The 20,385-nt window shown below is 70.6% G+C and carries 16 protein-coding genes and 4 pseudogenes; 8 read left to right on the top strand and 12 right to left on the bottom strand.

Annotation, left to right across the window (positions count from 1 at the left end):
* The first annotated feature begins 32 nt into the window (after positions 1–32).
* Positions 33–620, top strand: a complete 588-nt coding sequence (locus tag OG735_RS09255) for an Rv1733c family protein (RefSeq protein ID WP_327322652.1) — start codon at positions 33–35, stop codon at positions 618–620.
* Positions 621–690: 70 nt separating this feature from the next.
* On the opposite strand, the pseudogene hypE reads toward OG735_RS09255, so the two are convergent.
* From hypE to OG735_RS41885, 4 genes and pseudogenes are all read right to left on the bottom strand, one after another.
* A pseudogene (gene hypE / locus OG735_RS09250) lies at positions 691–1,495 on the bottom strand (hydrogenase expression/formation protein HypE); the annotation flags it as partial.
* Positions 1,493–2,152 (bottom strand): annotated as a pseudogene (gene hypD / locus OG735_RS09245) (hydrogenase formation protein HypD); the annotation flags it as partial. The pseudogenes hypD and hypE, both read right to left, overlap by 3 nt.
* Complete coding sequence (locus OG735_RS09240; RefSeq protein ID WP_327322651.1) at positions 2,152–2,835, bottom strand: CBS domain-containing protein; 684 nt, start codon at positions 2,833–2,835, stop codon at positions 2,152–2,154. The gene OG735_RS09240 and the pseudogene hypD, both read right to left, overlap by 1 nt.
* Positions 2,836–2,932: 97 nt before the next feature.
* Positions 2,933–3,055 (bottom strand): annotated as a pseudogene (locus tag OG735_RS41885) (4Fe-4S dicluster domain-containing protein); the annotation flags it as partial.
* A gap of 201 nt (positions 3,056–3,256) precedes the next feature.
* Between OG735_RS41885 and OG735_RS41880 the strand changes: the two are divergent.
* On the top strand, positions 3,257–4,126 hold the full coding sequence (locus OG735_RS41880) for a universal stress protein (protein ID WP_442812397.1): 870 nt from the start codon (positions 3,257–3,259) through the stop codon (positions 4,124–4,126).
* Here the strand turns inward: OG735_RS41880 and OG735_RS09225 are convergent.
* The 6 genes from OG735_RS09225 to OG735_RS09200 form a co-directional block, all read right to left on the bottom strand.
* Positions 4,041–4,421, bottom strand: coding sequence for a hypothetical protein (locus OG735_RS09225; RefSeq protein WP_327322648.1), 381 nt, complete (start codon positions 4,419–4,421; stop codon positions 4,041–4,043). The genes OG735_RS41880 and OG735_RS09225 overlap by 86 nt on opposite strands.
* Positions 4,418–4,546: a hypothetical protein gene (locus OG735_RS09220; RefSeq protein ID WP_327322647.1), complete on the bottom strand. Its 129-nt coding sequence runs from the start codon at positions 4,544–4,546 to the stop codon at positions 4,418–4,420. Before OG735_RS09220 ends, OG735_RS09225 begins: the two co-directional genes overlap by 4 nt.
* A gap of 89 nt (positions 4,547–4,635) precedes the next feature.
* Positions 4,636–5,154 (bottom strand): flavodoxin domain-containing protein, encoded by a 519-nt coding sequence (locus OG735_RS09215; protein WP_327322646.1) that lies wholly within the window; start codon positions 5,152–5,154, stop codon positions 4,636–4,638.
* 12 nt (positions 5,155–5,166) lie between these two features.
* Positions 5,167–5,898: a CBS domain-containing protein gene (locus tag OG735_RS09210; protein WP_327322645.1), complete on the bottom strand. Its 732-nt coding sequence runs from the start codon at positions 5,896–5,898 to the stop codon at positions 5,167–5,169.
* Between the two features lie 14 nt (positions 5,899–5,912).
* Positions 5,913–8,618: a bifunctional acetate--CoA ligase family protein/GNAT family N-acetyltransferase gene (locus OG735_RS09205; protein WP_327322644.1), complete on the bottom strand. Its 2,706-nt coding sequence runs from the start codon at positions 8,616–8,618 to the stop codon at positions 5,913–5,915.
* Between the two features lie 417 nt (positions 8,619–9,035).
* The gene (locus tag OG735_RS09200; RefSeq protein WP_327322643.1) at positions 9,036–9,575 is read right to left on the bottom strand and encodes a hydrogenase maturation protease; all 540 of its coding nucleotides are present in this window, start codon (positions 9,573–9,575) and stop codon (positions 9,036–9,038) included.
* Between the two features lie 170 nt (positions 9,576–9,745).
* On the opposite strand from OG735_RS09200, the gene OG735_RS09195 reads away from it, so the two are divergent.
* Complete coding sequence (locus OG735_RS09195) at positions 9,746–10,663, top strand: universal stress protein (protein WP_327322642.1); 918 nt, start codon at positions 9,746–9,748, stop codon at positions 10,661–10,663.
* 25 nt (positions 10,664–10,688) lie between these two features.
* Positions 10,689–13,346 (top strand): pyruvate, phosphate dikinase, encoded by a 2,658-nt coding sequence (ppdK, locus tag OG735_RS09190; RefSeq protein WP_327322641.1) that lies wholly within the window; start codon positions 10,689–10,691, stop codon positions 13,344–13,346.
* 5 nt (positions 13,347–13,351) lie between these two features.
* On the opposite strand, the pseudogene OG735_RS09185 reads toward ppdK, so the two are convergent.
* Positions 13,352–14,050, bottom strand: a pseudogene (locus OG735_RS09185) (SulP family inorganic anion transporter); the annotation flags it as partial.
* 220 nt (positions 14,051–14,270) lie between these two features.
* Between OG735_RS09185 and OG735_RS09180 the strand changes: the two are divergent.
* From OG735_RS09180 to OG735_RS09170, 3 genes are all read left to right on the top strand, one after another.
* A complete protein-coding gene (locus OG735_RS09180) occupies positions 14,271–14,882 on the top strand; it encodes a hypothetical protein (RefSeq protein ID WP_327322640.1) in 612 nt (203 codons plus the stop codon).
* A gap of 171 nt (positions 14,883–15,053) precedes the next feature.
* Positions 15,054–15,932, top strand: a complete 879-nt coding sequence (locus OG735_RS09175) for a universal stress protein (RefSeq protein ID WP_327322639.1) — start codon at positions 15,054–15,056, stop codon at positions 15,930–15,932.
* A 274-nt stretch (positions 15,933–16,206) separates the two neighbouring features.
* Entirely contained in the window at positions 16,207–17,082 is an 876-nt protein-coding gene (locus OG735_RS09170) for a universal stress protein (RefSeq protein WP_327322638.1), read from the top strand.
* Positions 17,083–17,105: 23 nt separating this feature from the next.
* Here OG735_RS09170 and ppk2 read toward each other — a convergent pair whose 3' ends face one another.
* The gene (gene ppk2, locus OG735_RS09165; protein ID WP_327322637.1) at positions 17,106–17,921 is read right to left on the bottom strand and encodes a polyphosphate kinase 2; all 816 of its coding nucleotides are present in this window, start codon (positions 17,919–17,921) and stop codon (positions 17,106–17,108) included.
* A gap of 30 nt (positions 17,922–17,951) precedes the next feature.
* Between ppk2 and OG735_RS09160 the strand changes: the two genes are divergently transcribed.
* On the top strand, positions 17,952–20,333 hold the full coding sequence (locus OG735_RS09160) for a phosphoketolase family protein (protein ID WP_327322636.1): 2,382 nt from the start codon (positions 17,952–17,954) through the stop codon (positions 20,331–20,333).
* Positions 20,334–20,385 lie beyond the last annotated feature (52 nt).

The raw sequence follows: 20,385 nt of genomic DNA, 5'->3' as shown, positions 1-20,385 counted from the left end.
GTCGCAGACATACCCGTGAAGGGGTGTGAACTATGCGGAAGACCAAGCGCGCGAGGGTCCGGGGCTGGCGGTGGCGGCGAAACCCGCTCCGGCGGCGCAGCGACGCGGTCGAAGCCTGGATCGTGCTGGTCACGTGGGTGCTGGCGCTGATAGGAGGGGCCGTTGCCGGGGGCGTTGCCGCGTACTCCATGGACCAGGCGATCGAGCGGGACCGGGCCGGAAGGCAGGCCGTCCCGGCGGTGCTGGTGTCGGACGCGCCGGACAGGACGCGCGACACGGTCTACGGCCCCGGCGCCGACCGCGTCCCGGCGAACGTGCGCTGGACGGCTTCCGACGGTGCCGTGCGCACTGGCACGGCCCGCGTGGCGGCGGGTACCGCCGCCGGTGCGACCGTCGAGGTGTGGACGGATGACCGCGACCGGCTGGTGCCCGAACCGGTCACTCCGTCGGAGGCGACCCCGCAGGTTGTGCTCGCGGGAGCGTTCGTTGCTGCCGGCGTCGGCGGGGTGGTCATCGTGAGCGGCCGGGTAGCGCGCGGGCAAGTGGAGCGGCGCTCCGCAGAGCGCTGGGGCGAGGAGTGGGAGCGGATCGGGCCGCAGTGGCGGCGCACCACGGGCTGACGCGTCCGGCGGGATGCCGCGCTGCTGTGGGCGGCCGGTTCAGCGGATCCGGCTGCGGTGGGCGCCGGTCTCAGCAGATACGGGGGAGGAGTTCGCCCAACGGTATGTCCACCACCCGACGGGCGCCGACCAGGGTGCGGATGACCACCCGGCCGGGCTGCCCCTCGCGCGGTACCTGCCCGATGCGTACCGCTCCCGAGCTCTCCGGCAGGGTCCGCATCAGGCCCAGCGCGTCGTCGGCGGCCGCTGGTGCGACAAAGGCGACGAGGCAGCCCTCGTTCGCCACGACCAGGGGGTCCAGGCCGAGAAGATCGCAGGCGGCTGCCACGGGGGCCGGCACGGGCAGGGCGCTCTCCTCGATCTCGACGGCGATTCGTGCATCGCGGGCGATCTCGTTTGAGCGTCGCGGCCAGTCCTCCCCCCGTCGGGTCGCGCAATGTGTGGACATCGGCGCAGGGGCGGGCTATGGCGCGTACGAGCCGGTGAAGGGGTTGCGAGTCGGAGGCGATGTCGGCTTCGAAGCCGAGCCCCTCACGGGTGCTGAGCACGGTGGTGCCGTGGAGCCCGATGGGACCGGAGAGCAGGATCGCGTCACCGGGCCGGGCGAGGGCGGCTGAGGGGCGCAGGGCTGAGAGAACGCGGCCGACCCCCGTGGTGTTTATGAAGATCTTGTCTGCGGCGCCCCGGCCGAGGACCTTGGTGTCCCCGGTGATGACCGGGACTCCCGCTTTTCGGGCCGCCTTGCCCAAGGAGGTGAGCACGGAACGGAGTTCGGAGAGTTCAAGGCCATCTTCGACGATCAACGCGACCGACAGTGCGATGGGCCAAGCGCCGCGCATCGCCAGGTCGTTAACCGTGCCGTGCACGGCGAGTGTGACCACGATCGGGACCCGGTAGCGGTCGGCTATGGGTTCGGTTCGTACTCCGTCCAGCCCATGACCGCGCACACGTGTCCGGCGGCGAGGAAGGCCTGAACCTCGCAGTCCGGCGACTCCAGCAGAGCCGTCATGGGCTGGAGGTACGAGGACATGGCTCACCAGCATGCTGAAGTTGGCAAGGCTCAGACGGGAGGCATGCAGCACGGCCATGGCGTTGGCGGGTGCGGTGGTTTCGAAGCCGACGGCGAGGAAGACGACCTCGCGGTCGGGGAGTTCGGCGGCCAGGCGTACGGCGTCCATGGGTGTGTAGACGACCCGGACGTCCGCGCCTTTGGCGCGCAGCGAGAGGAGATCGGTGCTGCTGCCGGGGACGTGCAGCATGTCCCCGAAGGTGGTGAGTATTACTCCGGGGCGGGCGGCGACGGCCCTGGCCCGGTCCAGGGTCTCCCGCGGGATGACGCACACGGGGCAGCCGGGCCGTGCACCATCCGGATGCCGGTGGGCAGCAGTTCGTCGATGCCCAGGCGGACGAGGGTGTGGGTCTGCCCGCCGCAGACCTCCATGATCTGCCAGGGCGCGGTCGCGGTCCGGTGCAGCTCGTTCAGCAGCTTGCCGGGCGAGAGCCGGATCGCGGTACTCGTCGAGGTACTTCATTAGGAAGCCTGTGCGCCCTCGCCCTCGTCGGGGTGCCGGTGCGGACTCGTCAGGTCGAACTCCACATCCACCACGCCCTCGACGGCCTGCACCAGGCGGGCTGCGACGGGCACGAGGGCGGTGTCGCGGATGCGTCCGGTGAGGGTCACCACGCCTTCCTCCACCTTCACCCGGACTGGTTCCGGCTGCGAGGGGAACAGGAGGCCCACCACGTCCTTGCGGACCTCTTCGGCGATGTCCTTGTCGTCCCGCAGGAAGACCTTCAACAGGTCGGCGCGGCTGACGATGCCCTCGAGCACACCTATGTCGTTGACGACAGGCAGTCGCTTGACCTTGCGCTGCGCCATGACCCGTGCAGCCTGTGGGAGGGTCGCGCTCGGGTGGGTGGTGACGGCAGGAGCGGACATCAACTCCTCGGCCGTCACTGCTCCGGCCTTGGCGAGATCGGGCAGCGGCCTCAGCTGGGTGTAGCGGTCCGCGTCGCGCTCCCGGAACTCCTCCTTGGGCAGCAGGTCGGCCTCGGACACGACGCCGATCACCCGGCCCTCGCCTTCCAGGACCGGAACGGCGCTGACCTTCCATCGCTCCATGGTCTGCACGATTTCCTTGAACGTCGCCTCGCGGCTGACGGCGACGACAGCGTGGGTCATCACATCGCTCACGATGTGCGGGGTGCCGTGCATGGTGCCCTCCTGGTCCGGTCGGTCAGCTGCGATGGATGTTCAGGCAGAGGAAGTGGGTCGAGCAGGCGCAGCGGCTGCGGGCCCGGAGCCCATGGAGGAGGACCACCGCTCCGTCCCGGACCGTGGGTCCGACGACAGTGCGCCCCAGCGAGACGAGCAGCCTGATGAGCGTGTCGAGTCCGGTCCTGTCGAGTACGGCGACTGCCGGAGTGTCCTCCATGTCGTCCCCCTGGACGTGATTACGAGGCTGACACCCCCAGCGTCCGGCAGCCGCCGCACCGCCACTACGGGCCGCCCGGCCCATGGCCTGGGTCGTTCGGCCCTCAACAGGGAACCTCGGCACCCTGTGTCGCACCCCGCATCGTTATGTGATGGAAGGGAGACACGAGTCCCGCAGTTCAGCGGGACGGAGGTGCGGATCATGCTTCGACCGGTCGTCGTGGGAATCGACGGCTCCCCCGAGAGCCTGGCCGCCGCGCACTGGGCGGCGAGGGAGGCCCTGCTGCGCGGGCGGTCCCTGCGTCTTGTGCACGCCTGGGAAGGAATGGCGGGTGACGACGCGACCCTGCCGGAGCTTCAAGTCCCAAGGGACCGGGCGAGCCACACTCTGCGCCGAGCCGTGGACCGGCTGATCGAGTGCCACCCCCACCTCCGCATCAGCGCGGACGTGATCGCGCGGCCCGCGCGCGCCGGGCTGCTGGCCGAGGCGAAGGCCGCGGAGATGCTGGTGCTCGGCAGCCGTGGCCTCGGCGGTGTCGGCGGGTTCCTGGTCGGCTCGGTCGCCCAGGCGGTCGTGGCCCACGCGTGGCGGCCGGTGGTTCTTGTACGAGCCGGCACGGTCGTCGAGGACGACCGTGTGCCCAGCCCCGCCGACGGGGCGTCCACGCTCACGCCACACGGCCCTGTGGTCCTTGGCATCGACCCGTCGCATCCCTGCGGTGAGCTCGTCGGGTTCGTCTTCGACGAGGCGGCCCGGCGCCACGCGCCCCTGCAGGCCGTCCACGCCATCCATAGACGGCGCCGTGGTGGCGCCCTTCACCAGTGCGGCCACGGTCGTGGTGTCGAGAGCGGGCACGGACACGATGGCCTCCCTTCATGCGGATTGCCTCCAGCATCAGGTCTCGTCCACGGGCGCCGCTGGGGGGCCGAATGTCCCCAGCGCAGGCCGTGTGGCCCCGCCGCCCAGCCGGGGGCGCCCACGCTGCTCAGTAGAGCGAGGCCGGCCACTGGCCGAAGACGGCGGCGAGGACCCCCGCGTCCAGCAGCACACCCACCAGGAGCCAGGGGTTGAACCACACCGCCTTGAGGACCAGGCCGGACACGGCCGCGGCGACGGCGCCCTCCGTCCAGCCGCCGCTGTGTGCGGCCGCCGCCGCGCCGGCGATCACGTACAGCAGCGCGGTGACGGCGGCGAGGGACACGGCGGAGACGTTGACCGCCGACCGCGGCAGACCGGATTCCGCAAGGATCCATGAATGCGTCGGCGAAAACGACATGGGGCGCTGGGGGCCGGCCGGTCCGGCCCATACCGCTAGATGGACAAGGCCGTGGGCAATCAGGAAGACAGCGAGGAGTGCCGTGATCACAGTCGCGGCTCCTGTTCCTCGCCGCCCAGGTCGAGGCGGAACGTCGGGTGGACATCGGTCATGGTGCGATCTCCTTCGGCTTGTGGTGGGCCGGGCCGGTTGTCCCAGCGGCGCGGGAGTCGCACGAGGAACAACTCCGAGCCGGGCGGGCATGGTTGGTGGCGCCCGCAAGGAGGAAGCGGACGGCGGGCGGGGGCGGAATCAGGGGCGAGCCTCATGTCGGCGATGCCGGCCCCGCCTCTTTGCTGATTTCCTTGGCAATGCCGCGGGCCCAGGCCCGTATCCGCTCCATGTCGCGGAAGTCACCGCCCCGGCCCTGCTTGACGATCATCCGGGCGATGAAGCCCCGGGCTCCCTCCTCGAGTCGGCCGCCGAAGGTGACGTGCTCGCGGGCGTCGAGCAGGGTCGCCGCGTGGGCAGCGCTCGGCACTGCAGGGATGTCGCGCTCGCCCGCGGAGGCGTCCAGCGGACCGCTGCTGAACAGCCACACCGGGCGCTCGGCCAGGGCGTGTTCGTGGCGGCGGGCGAAGCGTACGGCGTCTCGGTGCCAGCGGCCTGCGTACAGGGCGCCGCCGAGCACCACCGCCTCATACTCCGAGACATCGCGGGCCTCCGCCGCGGGCCGCGCCTCGGAGTGCAGCCCCTCCTGCTGCAGGGCGTCGGCGATGACGCCGGCGATCTCTGCAGTCGAGCCGTTCTTCGTGCCGTAGGCGACAAGTACTCTCGCGTTCATTCGGACACCTCCTCACCGCCTGCGCAGCCACTCCTCGCCGACGCCGTGGACGGCCGGCTCGTCGGGTCGCAGATGCGAGTCGTCCGTGCCGTACGTCAGCTCGTCGACGACGGCCACGACTCCGTCCACCTGGCTGGCCATTCGCAGGGCAATCGGTATTTCGCTACGCCGCTCCAACTGGCCCCTGAGCGTGACGACGCCTTCGCTCACTTCGACCGTCACGGTCTCCGGGGCGAGCCAGAGAGCGTTGACGATCACTTCGTCCACGATCGCGCGGCGGATCTCCTCGTCCGGCCGCAGGAAGACCTGGAGCAGATCCCGGCGGGTGACGATGCCGACCAGCCGGTCCTCCTCGTCGACCACGGGCAGCCGCTCGATCCGGCGCCGCGCCATGGTCCTGGCGGCCTCCGCGATGCTCGACTCGGCCCGCACGGTGATGGCAGGCGCGGACATCAGGGTTCCCGCGGTTCGGGCATGGGCCTTGTCCGCATCGTTCCCCTTGGAGATGTGCAGCCAGCTGAGCCAGTGCGGTCGTCCCCGCCCGTCCGGAGCTGGTCCCTCGGCCTGCCGGACCATCAGATCGGTTTCCGAGATAACCCCGATGACCATTTCGTCCTCGTCGACCACCGGCAGTCCGCTGATGCGGTGCTCGCCGAGCAGCCGGGCGACTTCCTTGAACGGAGTGCCGTACTCGGCCTTGACGACGTCATCGACCATCAGCGCACCGATCTTCATGTGCTTCATGTCCATTGCTCCTCTCAGCGCAGCCGGCGCAGATACGGGTCGCGGGCTCGCCGCGGCACCAGCCGGACGCGGACGTCCAGGGCCGTGATGCCGCCCGGGCGGGCGATCACGGGATTGAGATCGGCCTCGGCGAGCTGGGGAAGATCGCAGGCCATCCGGGACAGCCGCAGCAGCAGTTGCTCCAGCCCTTCGAGGTCGACGGCACCGCCGCCGCTGTAGCCGAAGAGCAGCGGCGCGCAGCGCGGCGAGGTGATGAGGTCGTGCACGGCGTGGTCGGTCAGCGGGGCGAGCCGGGCCGCGTGATCGGCCAGGAGCTCGGTCGCCGTGCCGCCCAGGCCGAACAGGACCAGCGGGCCGAAGACTTCGTCCTGAACGACACCGGCGAAGAGCTCGATGCCGCGTTCGGCGAGCGGCTGGACGACCACTCCGGTCATCAGGTCTCCGAATCGGGTGACCAGATCCCGGTGTGCAGCCCGCACCTGCGAGGCATTTTGAAGATCGAGGTGGACGGCGCGCTGCTCGCTCTTGTGGATCAGGCCAGGCCAGTGGGCTTTCATCACGACCCGCCCGTCAGGTCCCGCCAGCCGTGCCGCGGCGGCGACGGCAGCCTCTTCGTCCTCGGCCCACTCCCATGGAATCTGCGGGATGCCGTAGTGGCCGAGGAGTTCGGCCGTCGCACGGGGGTCGAGCCAGTCCCCGTCGGGGTGTTCGGCGAGGAAGCCGTCGGCCATTGCTTTCGCCGCCGCGGTGTCCACGCCCGCGAGCTCGGGCACCGTGCCCTCCGGGCGGGCGCGCCAGCGTGCATACGTCACGGCGTGTGCCAGGGCGCGGGCTGCGTCCGCCGCGTCGGAGTAGGCGGGTACGAATCCGCCGCCCGCGGTGGGCAGCAGCTCGACCCGTGCCGCCTGGGCGGGAAGGACCGCAGCGACCGTTCGGGAGCGACGGTGGTCCGGGCCGGGGGACAGGGCCCGGACGAGATCGTCGCCGGTCGCCGCGGCGACCGCGGTGGGGACCAGCACCACCAGCACGGCGTCCACGGCCCCGTGCGCCGCGAGCCGGTCGACGCACTCCTGCAGTTGCGTCTCGGTGACGGCGGCGGTGGCGTCGACGGGATTGGTGGCGGCGGCCCCCTCGGGCAGCCCGGCCAGCAGCTCGGCGACCAGCTCGCTGCCGAGCTCGGGAATCCTCAGCCCGGCCTCTGCGCAGGCGTCGGCGGCCAGTACGCCTGCCCCGCCCGCGTTGGTGACGATGGCGACCGAGGAGCCGGACGGCAGCGGTTGGGAGTGCAACAGCGCCGCACTGTCGAGGAGTTCGCCGATCGTGCGGGTCGCGATGATTCCGGCCTGGGTGAACAGGGCCTGCCGGGTCATGGTCCGCGTGGCTGCCGCCGCGGTGTGGGAGGCGGCGGCCCGGCGACCGGCCTCGGAGCGCCCGGCGTCCACGGTAAGGATCGGCATCGTGCGGGCCACCCGCCGCGCTGTTCGCGAGAATGAGCGCGGATTGCCGAAGGATTCAAGGTGCAGCACAGCGAGGTCGGTCTGCCCGTCGCTCTCCCACCACTGCAGCATGTCGTTGCCGCTGACGTCGTATTTGTCGCCCAGCGAGACGAAGGTGGACACCCCGATGCCGAGCCGGGACAGCCCGTCGAGCAGCGCGATGCCCACCCCACCGGACTGCACGGCGACTCCGGCCGTGCCCGCCAGGGGGCGGTCGGCGGCGAAGGTGGCGTTCAGCCGCAGATCCGGGTCGGTGTTGGCCAGGCCGAGGCAGTTGGGGCCGACGAGCCGCATCCCGTACGCACGGGACGTGGCGAGCAGCGCGGCCGCCTGGTGGGCGTCGAGGCCGGAGGAAACCACCAGCAGCGCCCTCGTGCCAAGCTTTCCGCAGTCCTCGGCGGCCTGCGGTACGGCGGCCGCGGGGACGGCGAGAACGGCGAGATCGGGCGGGAAGGACAGCTCGGCCACGGAGTGGTGGCAGCTCACCCACTCGATCGCGTCCGCCTGCGGATTGACCGCGTCCAAACGGCCGGCGAAACCACCGGTCCGCAGATTGCGCAGCACGGCCCGGCCGACCGAGCCCGCCTTGCGGCCCGCGCCGACGACGGCGACCGTGCGGGGCCGCAGCAGTGGTTGCAGGCTGGCCACGGCGGCGGTGCTTGCCCGGTTGTCGACCGCCGACAAGTAGTGTTCGTCCAGGGTGAGTTGGACCGTGCAGCGCACTTCGGGACCGTCGAAGTGGCGGGTCGTACGCAGGCCGAGGTCGGCGAACACTTTCAGCATCTCGTGGTTCTCGGCCAGTGCGTCGGCCGCGAAGGCGGTGATGCCCCCCTGGCGGGCGGCTTCTACAAGATGCTCCAGCAGCAGGGTGCCCAGGCCACGGTGGTGCCAGTCGTCTGCGACGCTGAGTGCGATCTCGGCCGTCGCCGATCCCGGTAGGGCCTCGTACTCGGCGAGTCCGACGAACTGCCCGCCGCTCTCCGCGACCAGAGCGCGGTAGCCGGACCGGTCGCGCCGGGTGAGCCGGTCGGCCGCCTGTTCGGCGGACAGGTGGCTCACCGTGAAGAAGCGTCGCCGCAGATTCTCCGCCGACATGCCCTCGTACAGGGCCAGGACGGCGTCATGATCGGCCGGCTCCGCCTGCCGTATCCGTACCGTCGTGCCGTCCGTCAGGAGCGCGTGCACCTGCCGGGCGGTACTCGCGGGGCTGTGGATCTGCGTCATGACGGTGCCTTCCTCGTGGGGAATCCACGTCCAGACTCAGACGGGAGTACGGCCGGCCGCAGGGGTCGGCCGGGCCAGTGAACGGGGCCGACCGGCCCTCAGGGCGCGTCCGGTAGGTCCCGGGGCGCCTGTGGCAGCGGCTCGCCCAGCTCGCCGGTGACGACGTCCGCCATCGCGCGCAGCACCCCGAGCGTCCGCTCGGCCTCCGCCTCGTCGACAGTCCTGATCGCGAATCCGACATGGACGAACGTATGCTCCGGCCTCGGCGCAGTCCGCCGGAGTCGTGGACGTCAAGGACCCGGCCGGGAATGCCCAGACACATCTCCAGGCCGGTCGCCAGACGGTGCACCTGCGGGCGGAAGCCCACGCCTTGGACCGTGCCGAAGACCTCTGCGCGCCTGGCGATGCGCTCGCCGGTCACGGCGGGCCTCCGCCGTGAATGTTGCGGGGGCCGCGTGCTGCCGCGTCCCGGTGGCGGACGATCTCGTCCTCCACCCGTGCGACGAGTGTTTCGACCGTCGCGGCAACCGGCTCCGACAGGCCCGTGCCGAGCGAGGTGTCCGCCCCTTCGACGGCGTACACCACGAGATGGCCGGGCAGGCGCCCCAGCGCCCGCGACAGCTCGATGGCCTCACCGAGGCCCAGCCCGTGCGAAACCGTCGTGCGCGGCCGCCCCAGCTCGGCTGCGTCCAGCTCCAGCCGGTGCACCCGACCCGGGTGGCCGGGATGGGCGTGCGCGGCGTCCAGCACCACCGCCAGGTCCGCGTTCTCCCACAGCTCGATCAGCCGCCCCGGATCTCCGTCGCACACCGACAGGACCGTTCCCGGGGGCAGGGGACGGCCGTCAGCCCGCTCCCGGAGCCGGGCGATCACCGCCCAGGCCGCCCCGTCGTCGTGGCGGAACTCGTTGCCGACCCCGATGATGGCGATACGGGCGGAGCGTGGGGAGCCGGACATAATTCCTCTCCCTCCACTGCGTTTGTCCCAAGCCTGCGTGCGGACCTGCCGTGGAGCGTTGGGCCGAAGGGCCCCAGGAAGGGTCTGGGTGGCCCCTGCGCACCCGACCGCGCACACGCCAGGCTCGACGGCAAGGCACGAAGCGGAGCCCTGCACAGGAGGTGCGGACCATGCATCGACACGTCGTCGCCGGAATCGACGGATCCCCCGAGAGCCTCGCCGCCGCGCACTGGGCGGCCCGGGAGGCTCTGCGCCGCAGCCTGTCGCTGCGGCTGGTGCACGCCTGGCAGTGGCAGCCGCGTCCTCCCGTCTACGTACCCGTCGGCACGACCCAGCGCTACTGGGCACACCGGACCCTCAGCCAGGTGAGCGACACCGTGCGAGCCTCGCACCCCGCGCTGCACATCGCCGACGAGGCGGTGGCCGAATCGCCGGTCACCGCCCTGCTGACGGCGGCCGAGCAGGCCGAGATGCTGGTGCTCGGCTCCCGAGGACTCAGCGGCATCGCGGGATTTCTGGTCGGCTCGGTGTCCCAGGCGGTCGTTGCGCGGGCACCGCGTCCCGTGGTTCTCGTACGTGCCGGTGAGGAAGCGTCCGACGAACAGTTTCCTGCCCCGGACGGAGCGTCCCCGGACTCGGACCGGGATTCGGTCGAGACCCCGTACCGGAATGTTGTCCTCGGCCTCGACACCAGCAGCCCGTGCGACGAACTGATCGAATTCGCTTTCGACGCCGCGCAGCATCGTGGTGCAGCGCTGCGCGTGATTCACACCTTCAGCGCCCCGCCCCCGTATGCCGCCATCGACCAACTTGTCCCGAAGCCCGGCCCGGAACTGCTCGCCGAGCACGAACACGCCGTGAGTGCGGCGCTGTACCCGTGGCGGGAGAAGTTCCCCGAGGTCACTGTCACCGGGACCGTCACCGAAGGCCGGGCGGCCTCCGAACTGACGCGCGCCTCGACCGGGGCTGGCATGGTCGTCGTCGGGCGCCGGATCCGGAGCGGGCACCTCGGCATCCACATCGGCCCCGTCGCCCACGCGGTGCTGCACCACGTCGGCTGCCCCGTGGCCGTCGTCCCGCACGTCTGACCCACCCCGCAGGAGATCGAGACCCATGAGGCAGTACGTGTACGGATTCGGCGAGGGCAGCCGTGAGATGGCGGACCTGCTCGGCGGCAAGGGAGCCAACCTGGCCGAGATGACCCGGCTGGGGCTGCCCGTGCCCCCTGGGTTCACTGTCACCACGCACGCCTGCCGTGAGTACCTGGCCGCCGGCGAGGAACCGGCGGAGCTCGGGGTGCAGGTCGCGCGGGCACTCGCGGATCTGGAGCGGCGCGTCGGCCGGCGGCTGGGCGAGAGCGACAACCCGCTGTTGCTGTCCGTACGTTCGGGCAGCAGGTTCTCGATGCCCGGCATGATGGAGACGATCCTCGACATCGGCCTGAGCGACACATCCGTACGCGGACTCGCCAAGGCAACCGGGCAGGAGCGGTTTGCCTGGGACTCGTACCGCCGGCTGCTGCAGATGTTCGGCCGCACGGTGCTGGGCGTAGCCCCGGAGCTGTTCGAGGACGCCCTGGCCAGGCACAGCTCGGACCGCGGTGCGGCGAGCGACACCGGGCTGGACGCGCACGATCTCGCCGTGCTGGCCGACGAGTTCAAGACGCTGATCCGGGAGGCGAGCGGTGAGGAGTTCCCACAGGACCCGGTTGAGCAGCTGTACCAGGCGATCCGTGCCGTCTTCCGTTCCTGGAACGGCGAGCGCGCCCGCCTCTACCGCAGGCGTGAGCACATTTCCGACTACCTGGGCACCGCCGTCAACATCCAGGTGATGGTGTTCGGCAACCTCGGTCCCGATTCCGGCACGGGCGTCGCTTTCACCCGTGACCCGGCCACCGGGGCACGCGGCGTCTACGGCGACTACCTGACCGACGCGCAGGGGGAGGACGTCGTCGCCGGCATCCGCAACGCCGTACCCCTCCAGGAGCTCAAGCACATCGACCCTTCCTCCTATCTGCAGCTCGGCGACCACCTGCGGACCCTGGAACGCCACTACCGGGACCTGTGCGACGTCGAGTTCACCATCGAACGCGGCACGCTGTGGATGCTCCAGACCCGGGTCGGCAAGCGCACCGCCGGGGCTGCGTTCCGTATCGCGCACGAGCTCGTCGACGAGCGCCTGATCAGCGAGGACGAAGCGCTCGCCCGGGTCGGCGGGCATCAGCTCGCCCGGCTGATGTTCCCCCGCTTCGACGAGGACACGACCGGCCAACCGCTGGCACACGGTGTCCCGGCCTCGCCGGGCGCGGCGGTCGGAGCGGCCGTGTTCGACTCCGCCGAAGCGGTACGCCGCGCCGCGGCCGGGGAGAAGACAGTCCTCGTACGACGTGAGACCACGCCCGACGACCTGCCGGGGATGGTCGCGGCGGAGGCCGTACTGACCAGCCGCGGCGGCAAGACCAGCCACGCGGCCGTCGTCGCGCGGGGCATGGGCAAGGTCTGCGTGTGCGGGGCCGAGGAACTCGTGGTGGACACCGGGGCACGGCAGTTCACCGCGACCGACGGGACCGTGGTCACCGAAGGAACGGTGATCTCCGTGGACGGCACGGCGGGCACGGTCCACCTCGGCGCTCTGCCGTTGACGGAATCGCCGGTTGCGCGCTTCCTGGAGACCGGCGAACAGGACGGGGCCCTGACGAGCACTGTGGCCCGAACCCTCGAACGGGCCGATGCCGTACGCCGGCTTGAAGTCCGAGCCAACGCCGACACCCCCGAGGACGCGGCCCGTGCCCGGCGCTTCGGCGCCCAAGGCATCGGGCTGTGCCGCACCGAGCACATGTTCCTGGGCGAGCGCCGAAGCCTCGTCGAGGCGATGATCCTCGCGGAGGACGAGGCCGGGCAGCGCGCGGCGCTGGACGCCCTCCTGCCGCTCCAGCGCAGCGACTTCACCGGAATCCTCGCCGCCATGGACGGCCTGCCGGTGACGATCCGCCTCATCGACCCGCCCCTGCACGAGTTCCTGCCCGACCGCACCGAACTCGCCGTGCGTGTAGCCACTGCCCCGACCGGCCGCGACAGGCGGCTGCTGGCGGCCGTGGAGCGCATGCACGAGAGCAACCCCATGCTCGGTCTGCGCGGTGTGCGCCTCGGGCTCGTCGTCCCGGGCCTGGTGCAGATGCAGGTACGAGCGATCGCCGAGGCTGTCGTGGAGCGAACGCGGGCCGGCGGCGACCCACGGGCCGAGATCATGGTCCCGCTGGTCGGTACGGCCGAGGAGCTCCGGATCGTACGGGCCGCCGCGGAGCGCGTCCTTGCCGAGGTGTCGGAGGCATCCGGCATCGCTGTGCGGTGCCCGGTCGGCACGATGATCGAACTGCCTCGCGCCGCGCTGACCGCCGGCCGTATTGCCGAGGCCGCCGACTTCTTCTCCTTCGGCACCAACGACCTGACCCAGACCGCTTGGGGCCTGTCCCGGGACGACGTAGAAGCCTCGTTCTTCCCCGCCTACCTCGACCAGGGAATCTTCGCCACCTCGCCCTTCGAGACGCTCGACAGGGACGGCGTCGGCCGGCTGATCCGCATCGCTGTCGAAGAGGGGCGCGCAGCCCACCCGGGCTTGAAGATCGGCGTCTGTGGCGAGCACGGGGGTGACCCGGACTCCATCCACTTCTTCCACGACGCAGGACTCGATTACGTCTCCTGCTCCCCGTTCCGAGTCCCGGTCGCCCGACTCGAAGCGGGACGCGCCGCCCTCGAGGGCCGGGCGGCCTGAGTAGCCCGTGCCATCAGGCTTAAAGCCGCCACGTCGGAGGTTCCGAGGACCAGGGCCAGCAGCGGGGCGGGCACGGCACGGGCGTGCCGCGACATCGCGAAGAGGAAGATCAGCGTGGCCGCCGCGAAGACGGTTGTCGCCGCGTGGATCTGGGGAAGGTGCCGCACGAAGGAGGCGAGCTGGGGGAAGAATCCAGACCCCTCAGTTCGTACGCCGGTGAGCTTGGGCAGCTGGTCCACGATCATGATGAGCGCCACGCCGGCCAGATAGCCGACCAGGACCGGCCGCGACAGCAGATCGGCCACGAAACCCAGCCGTACCGCCCACGCCACCAGGCACAGCAGCCCGACCGCGACGGCGAGCGCGGCCGCCAGCACGGCGTACCTGCCCGGATCTCCGGCGGCGAGCGGCCTGACCACGGTGGCGGTCATGAGAGCGGTCGTCGACTCGGGGCCTACCGAAAGCAGCCGTGACGAGCCCAGCAGGGCGTACAGCACCAGTGCGGGAAGGATTGCCCACAGCCCGGCGACCGGCGGCAGCCCGGCCACGCCCGCGTATGCCATGACCTGTGGCACGAGATAGGCGGCCACCGTCACCCCGGCCAGCAGGTCGCCACGCAGCCAGGAGCGCTCGTATCCCACCAGTACTGCCATCCCGGGGATCAGGCGCCACCTCGGGTCGTCCGTACCGGCGCGCTGGGACATGGCACTCCTTTCGTCGCGGCCCCTCAGCATCTTGCCGCCCCCGGCGCAGTCGCGAGGGCCGACCGGACCGTGATCCGCTTCCGTACCCCAACGAGCCCCGGAACCGGGGCCGTTCAGCCCCAGCAGTACGGCCCTTCGGCCTCCGGCGGCGCGGGGCGCCGGGCCACGACAGTGAGCGATGTCAGGCACCGACCCGGCATCCTCCGAAGGGATCACCACCATGGCTGTGCACGAGCGCCCCCACAAGCGCCCCGTCTTCCACTTTCCCTCTTGGCGCAGGACCAGGACGGCGTCCGCGGCGACCGCCGGAACACAGACCCGGCCGGCCTACGCCATCGCGGCCCTGCGCCTCCTGACCGGCTTCGTCTTTCTGTGGGCTTTCCTCGACAAGACCTTCGCCTGGGGGTATGCGACCCCGTCGGGCAAGGGCTGGATCGACGGCGGCTCGCCGACCAAGGGCTTCCTGAGCTCCGTCGCGGCCGGGCCCATGGAGTCCACGTTCCATGACTGGGCAGGGGCCGCCTGGGCGGACTGGCTGTTCATGCTCGGTCTGCTCGGCATCGGTGCCGCCCTGCTGACCGGTACCGCGCTGCGCCTGGTGGCAGTCGCCGGCACGGCGATGATGGCGCTGATGTGGCTCGCGGAGTGGCCGCCTGCCCAGCACCTGTCCGACGGCTCGCCGAGCATGTCCACCAACCCCCTTGTGGAGTACCACGTCATCTATGCGAGCGCCCTTGTCGCCCTCGCCCTGACGTCCGCGGGCGAGACCTGGGGGCTCGGGCGGATCTGGGCGCGACTGCCGTTCGTACGCCGCAACGGCTGGCTGCGCTGACCCCCTGTGCCAATTCGAAGAGGGGGCTGCCGGTCTCCAGCCGCCGGCCGCCCAGGTATGGGCCGGTCGGCCCCGGCCAGGGACCTGCGGCCCCTCCAAGGCGTCCGCCCCGCCCACGACGCTGGAAGCGGGTCGTCCGACAGCCCGCCCGCCACCCAGGAGGTACACAGCATGTCCCGCACCGTGACCGTGGGCCTGGACGGTTCGAACGAGAGCCTGGCCGCCGCCGAATGGGCGGCCCGCGAAGCGCGGCTGCGCGCTCTGCCGCTGAGGCTTGTCAACGTCCGGGAACCGCAGCCCTACATTCAGGCTCCGCTCCTGGGTGGCGAGACGCTGCAGCACTGGGCGGAGCGTATTCCCCGCGAGACGGCCGACGAGCTGCGGCTCCGTCACCCCGACGTGGAGATCACCGCGGATCAGGTCGCCGGCCGGCCCGGCACCGTTCTGCCCGACGAGGCCCGGGGCGCCGAGATCCTGGTCCTGGGCTCCCGTGGCCTGAGCGGCGTCGCCGGATTCATGGTCGGGTCCGTCGGCATGGCAACCGTGGCCCACACGGAGCGGCCCGTCGTCCTCGTAAGGGCAGAGGAGAAGCCCGAGGACGAGCACGCGCCCGGTCCCATTGCGAATCGGCCCGTTGTACTGGGCCTCGACACCGAGCACCCGGACGACTCGGTGATCGAGTTCGCCTTCGATGCGGCTGCGCGCCGTGCCACGGCCCTGCACGTCGTCCACGGCTGGAACTTGCCGCCCTACTTCGCGTACGGGCTTCCTGCCGACCCAAGGATGAACGCCCAACTGGCAGCCCAGGAGGCGGACTCCCTGGCCGAGACGCTGCGCCCCTGGCAGCAGAAGTTCCCGGCCGTCGGGGTCGTCGAGCGGTCGAGATCGGGCAAGCCCGCCAACCACCTCGTGGACGCCTCCCATGACGCGTCCCTGGTCGTTGTCGGCCGCCGTACTCGCCGTTCGCCGCTCGGCGCCCACGTCGGGCCCGTCACACATGCCGTGCTCCACCACGCCACTTCGCCCGTTGCGGTGGTCCCCCACGACTGAGCCCACGCCAAGACCCGCCCCAGGAGAAACGGACCATGAAAGCAGCATTCGTACGAGCCTTCAGCGAGCCTGTGGTAGTCGGGGAGCGTCTGGACGGACCCGGCCAAGGTCCTCAAGCCGCGTGGCGATGCCCACACAACCTCGACGAGGTGTTCCAGTTTCTCGGTGAACGACTCCTTCGAGGACGTACTGCGCGGCCAGGCCGATGCCCCGCATCGTCTTCGAACTCTGAGAGAAGTCCGCACTCCGAAGGACAAGGAAGAAGGTGGGGACAATGGAGCTGCCCCTCGTTGTAGGCGTGGACGGATCCGAGTCCAGCCTGCGGGCCGTGGACTGGGCGGCCGACGAAGCAGCCCTGCACGGTGTACCGCTGCGCCTGGTGAACGCGTCGATGTGGGAGCGGTACGAAGGGGCGGCGCTCGCCCAGGAGTTGGGACGTCCCTCGGAGCGGGGCATGGCCGAGGACATCGTCGGTACCGCCGCGGAACGCGCCCGTCGTCGCGAATGGGACCTCAAGATTCAGACGGACATCTTGCCCGAGGACACGGTGAGCGCCCTGCTGAGCGAGGGCCGCAACGCCTTCGCCCTCGTCACCGGCTCGCGCGGCCGTAGCGGACTCGCCGGGATGCTGCTCGGCTCGGTCAGCCTGGCAGTCGCCGCCCGCGCCGACTGCCCGGTGTTCGTCATTCGCGGCAACCACGACCCCCAGAGCGGCACGCACCGGCGGATCGTCCTCGGCGTCGATGAACCCCCGGAGGGCTCGGCCGCTGTGCGTTTCGCATTCCGCGAGGCGGAGAGGCGCCGGGCTGCCCTGCACGCCATCCGGGCGTGGCGCTGCCCCGCGCACGAGGCGGCCGACCATCCGCTGGTCGCGGGAGACGCCGCTCGTTACCACGAGAGCCAGGCCGCGGAGATCCTCGAAGCGGCACTACATGAAGCCGTAGCGGATCACCCCACCTTGGAGCTGCACCGGGAAACGGCCGAGGGCCCCGCCCGCATGGTGCTCATGAACGCCTCGGCCGCGGCAGATCTGCTGGTTGTCGGCGCCCAGCGGCGGCACGGGCACTTTGGACTCCAGCTCGGCCGGGTCGCCCACGCGGTGCTGCACCACTCCGTGTGCCCCGTGGCCGTCGTACCGCAATTGGTCTGAGCGGGTGAGCGCCCCCGGCGGTCTCAGTCCGCCAGACCGGCCGCGTGGTCGGGCACGTACGTCTGCAGATCGCGCGGGGGGCGTAAATAGCCGGTGGACGGCGGCCGGGGCGGCAGTTCGAGCGCAGTTGGGGGCACATCGTGGTAGGGGAGGGACGCGAGCAGATGGGCGATCATATTGATGCGAGCCCTGCGCTTGTCGTCGCTCTCCACGACGTACCAGGGCGCCTCCGCGATGTCCGTGTGCACCAGCATGTCGTCCTTGGCCCGGGAGTACGCCTCCCAGTGGGTGATCGACTGCAGGTCCATCGACGAGAGCTTCCACCGCCGCGTCGGGTCATCCAGGCGGCGGCGGAACCGCTGCTCCTGTACGGCGTCGCTCACCGAGAACCAGTACTTGCGCAGCAGGACGCCGTCCTCCACGAGCATCCGCTCGAAGATCGGGCACTGGTGGAGGAACCGCTGGTGCTCCTCCTTCGTGCAGTAGCCCATGACGTGCTCGACACCCGCCCGATTGTACCAACTTCTGTCGAACAGTGCGATTTCTCCGGCGGCGGGCAGATGCGCGATGTAACGCTGGAAGTACCACTGATTGCGCTCGCGCTCGGTGGGCTTGGGCAGAGCCACGATCCGCGCGACCCGGGGGTTGAGATGCTCCGCGACCCGCTTGATGGTGCCGCCCTTGCCCGCCGCGTCCCGCCCCTCGAACACCACCACGAGCCGCGCGCCCTCGGCGCGCACCGACTCCTGGAGCTTCATGAGCTCCGTCTGCAGCCGCAGGAGCTCCCGCTCGTAGAGCCCGCGCGGCAGCGCCGCCGGCCGATCCTTCTTGCCGGCCATGGCCGCCTCCTCACCCCTACGGAGTCACTCATGCCCAAGGTCAAGCACCAGGACAGCACCGTACTGACCGACGAGGAACTGCGCACCCTGGACGCCCACTGGCGGGCGGCGAACTATCTTGCCGCCGGTCAGATCTATCTGATGGCCAACCCCCTGCTGAGGAAGCCCCTGGAACCCCTGCACATCAAGCCGCGGCTCCTCGGCCACTGGGGCACCTCCCCGGGGCTCAACCTCGTCCACACCCACCTCAACCGCGTCATCAAGGCCCGCAACCTGTCGGCCCTGTGCATCTGGGGTCCTGGACACGGCGGTCCGGCGGTCCTGGCCAACTCCTGGCTGGAAGGCAGCTACAGCGAGATCTATCCGGACGTCAGCCGGGACGCGGCCGGGATGGACCGGCTGTTCAGGCAGTTCTCCTTCCCCGGCGGGGTGCCCAGCCATGTCGCCCCGGAAACCCCTGGCTCCATCCATGAGGGCGGTGAACTCGGCTACGCCCTGGCGCACGCCTACGGGGCGGCACTCGACAACCCGGATCTGCTGGTCGCCTGCGTGATCGGGGACGGTGAGGCCGAGACCGGCCCGCTCGCCGCCTCCTGGCATTCCAACAAGTTCCTCGATCCCGTCCACGACGGGGCGGTGCTGCCCATCCTCCACCTGAACGGGTACAAGATCGCCAATCCGACGGTCCTGTCCCGCATCCCCGAGCCCGAACTCGATGACCTGCTCCGGGGATATGGACACGATCCGATCCATGTCACCGGCGACGACCCGCTCCAGGTCCACCGGGACATGGCCGCCGCCCTCGACCACGCCCTGGAGCAGATCGCCCTCCTGCAGCGCACCGCGCGCGAGGAGGGCGTGACGGAGCGGCCGCGCTGGCCCGTCATCGTCCTGCGCACGCCCAAGGGCTGGACCGGACCGGCCGAGGTCGATGGTCAGCCGGTTGAAGGGACGTGGCGCGCACACCAGGTCCCGCTGGCCGGCGTACGGGAAAACCCGCAGCACCTGCGGCAGTTGGAGGCATGGCTGCGCTCGTACCGGCCCGAGGAACTCTTCGACACGCTGGGCAGGCCCACTGCGGACGTCCTCGCCTGCGTCCCCGAGGGCACCCGGCGTCTCGGTGCCACCCCGCACGCCAACGGCGGCCTTCTCGTACACGAGCTGCCGATCCCGAAGCTGGACCGCTTCGCCGTGCCCGTCGACAAGCCGGGATCGACTCTGCACGAGCCCACCCGCGTTCTCGGCGATCTCCTCGAACAGCTCATGGAGGCTACGGAGGGGCGCCGTGACTTCCGGCTCGTCGGGCCCGACGAGACCGCATCCAACAGGCTGGGAGCCGTCTTCGGCGCCACCGGTAAGGCCTGGCAGGCACAGACCAAGGTGACCGACGTACACCTCTCCCGGCACGGCCGGGTCATGGAGATCCTCTCCGAGCACCTCTGCCAGGGCTGGCTGGAGGGCTATCTCCTGACCGGTCGGCACGGACTGTTCTCCTGCTACGAGGCCTTCGTCCATATCGTCGACTCGATGGTCAACCAGCACATCAAATGGCTGAAGACGTCCAGGGGACTGCCCTGGCGGGCTCCCGTCGCCTCCCTCAACTACCTGCTGACCTCCCATGTCTGGCGGCAGGACCACAACGGCTTCTCCCACCAGGATCCCGGCTTTGTCGACCACGTACTCAACAAGAGCCCCGAGGTCGTACGTGTCTATCTGCCGCCGGACGCCAACACCCTGCTGTCGGTGGCCGACCATGCCCTGCGCAGTCGCGACTATGTCAATGTGATCGTCGCGGGCAAACAGCCCTGCTTCGACTGGCTGTCCATGGACCAGGCCCGCGCCCACTGCGCACGCGGCGCCGGCATCTGGGACTGGGCGGGCACGAACCACGAACGCGAGCCGGACGTCGTCCTCACCTGCGCCGGCGATGTCCCCACCCAAGAGGTGCTGGCCGCCGCGCAGTTGATGCGCCGACACTTGCCGGACCTCGCGGTGCGCGTCGTCAATGTCGTCGACATGACCCGGCTGATGCCGCGCGAGGAACATCCGCACGGGATGAGCGACTTCGAGTACGACGGACTGTTCACCGGCGACAAGCCGGTCATCTTCGCCTACCACGGCTACCCCTGGCTCATCCACCGGCTCGCCTACCGCCGCACCGGACACGCCAACCTCCATGTCCGCGGCTACAAGGAAATGGGCACCACCACGACCCCGTTCGACATGGTCGTCCGCAACGACATGGACCGCTTCCGGCTGGTCATGGACGTCATCGACCGCGTCCCGGGCCTCGGTGTCCGGGCCGCCGCCGTACGCCAGCAGATGGCCGACGCCCGCACCCGCCACCACGCCTGGATCCGCGAACACGGCACCGATCTGCCCGAGGTCGCCGACTGGACCTGGACCGGCTGACCCCCTTCACCGCATCAACGCCGAGGAGCCTCACCATGACCGCACGCGTCGG

Source organism: Streptomyces sp. NBC_01210 (genome assembly GCF_036010325.1).
Taxonomy (GTDB): Bacteria; Actinomycetota; Actinomycetes; order Streptomycetales; family Streptomycetaceae; genus Streptomyces.
Note: the sequence above shows the minus strand (reverse complement) of the source record. Positions and strands in the feature narration are given on the sequence as shown.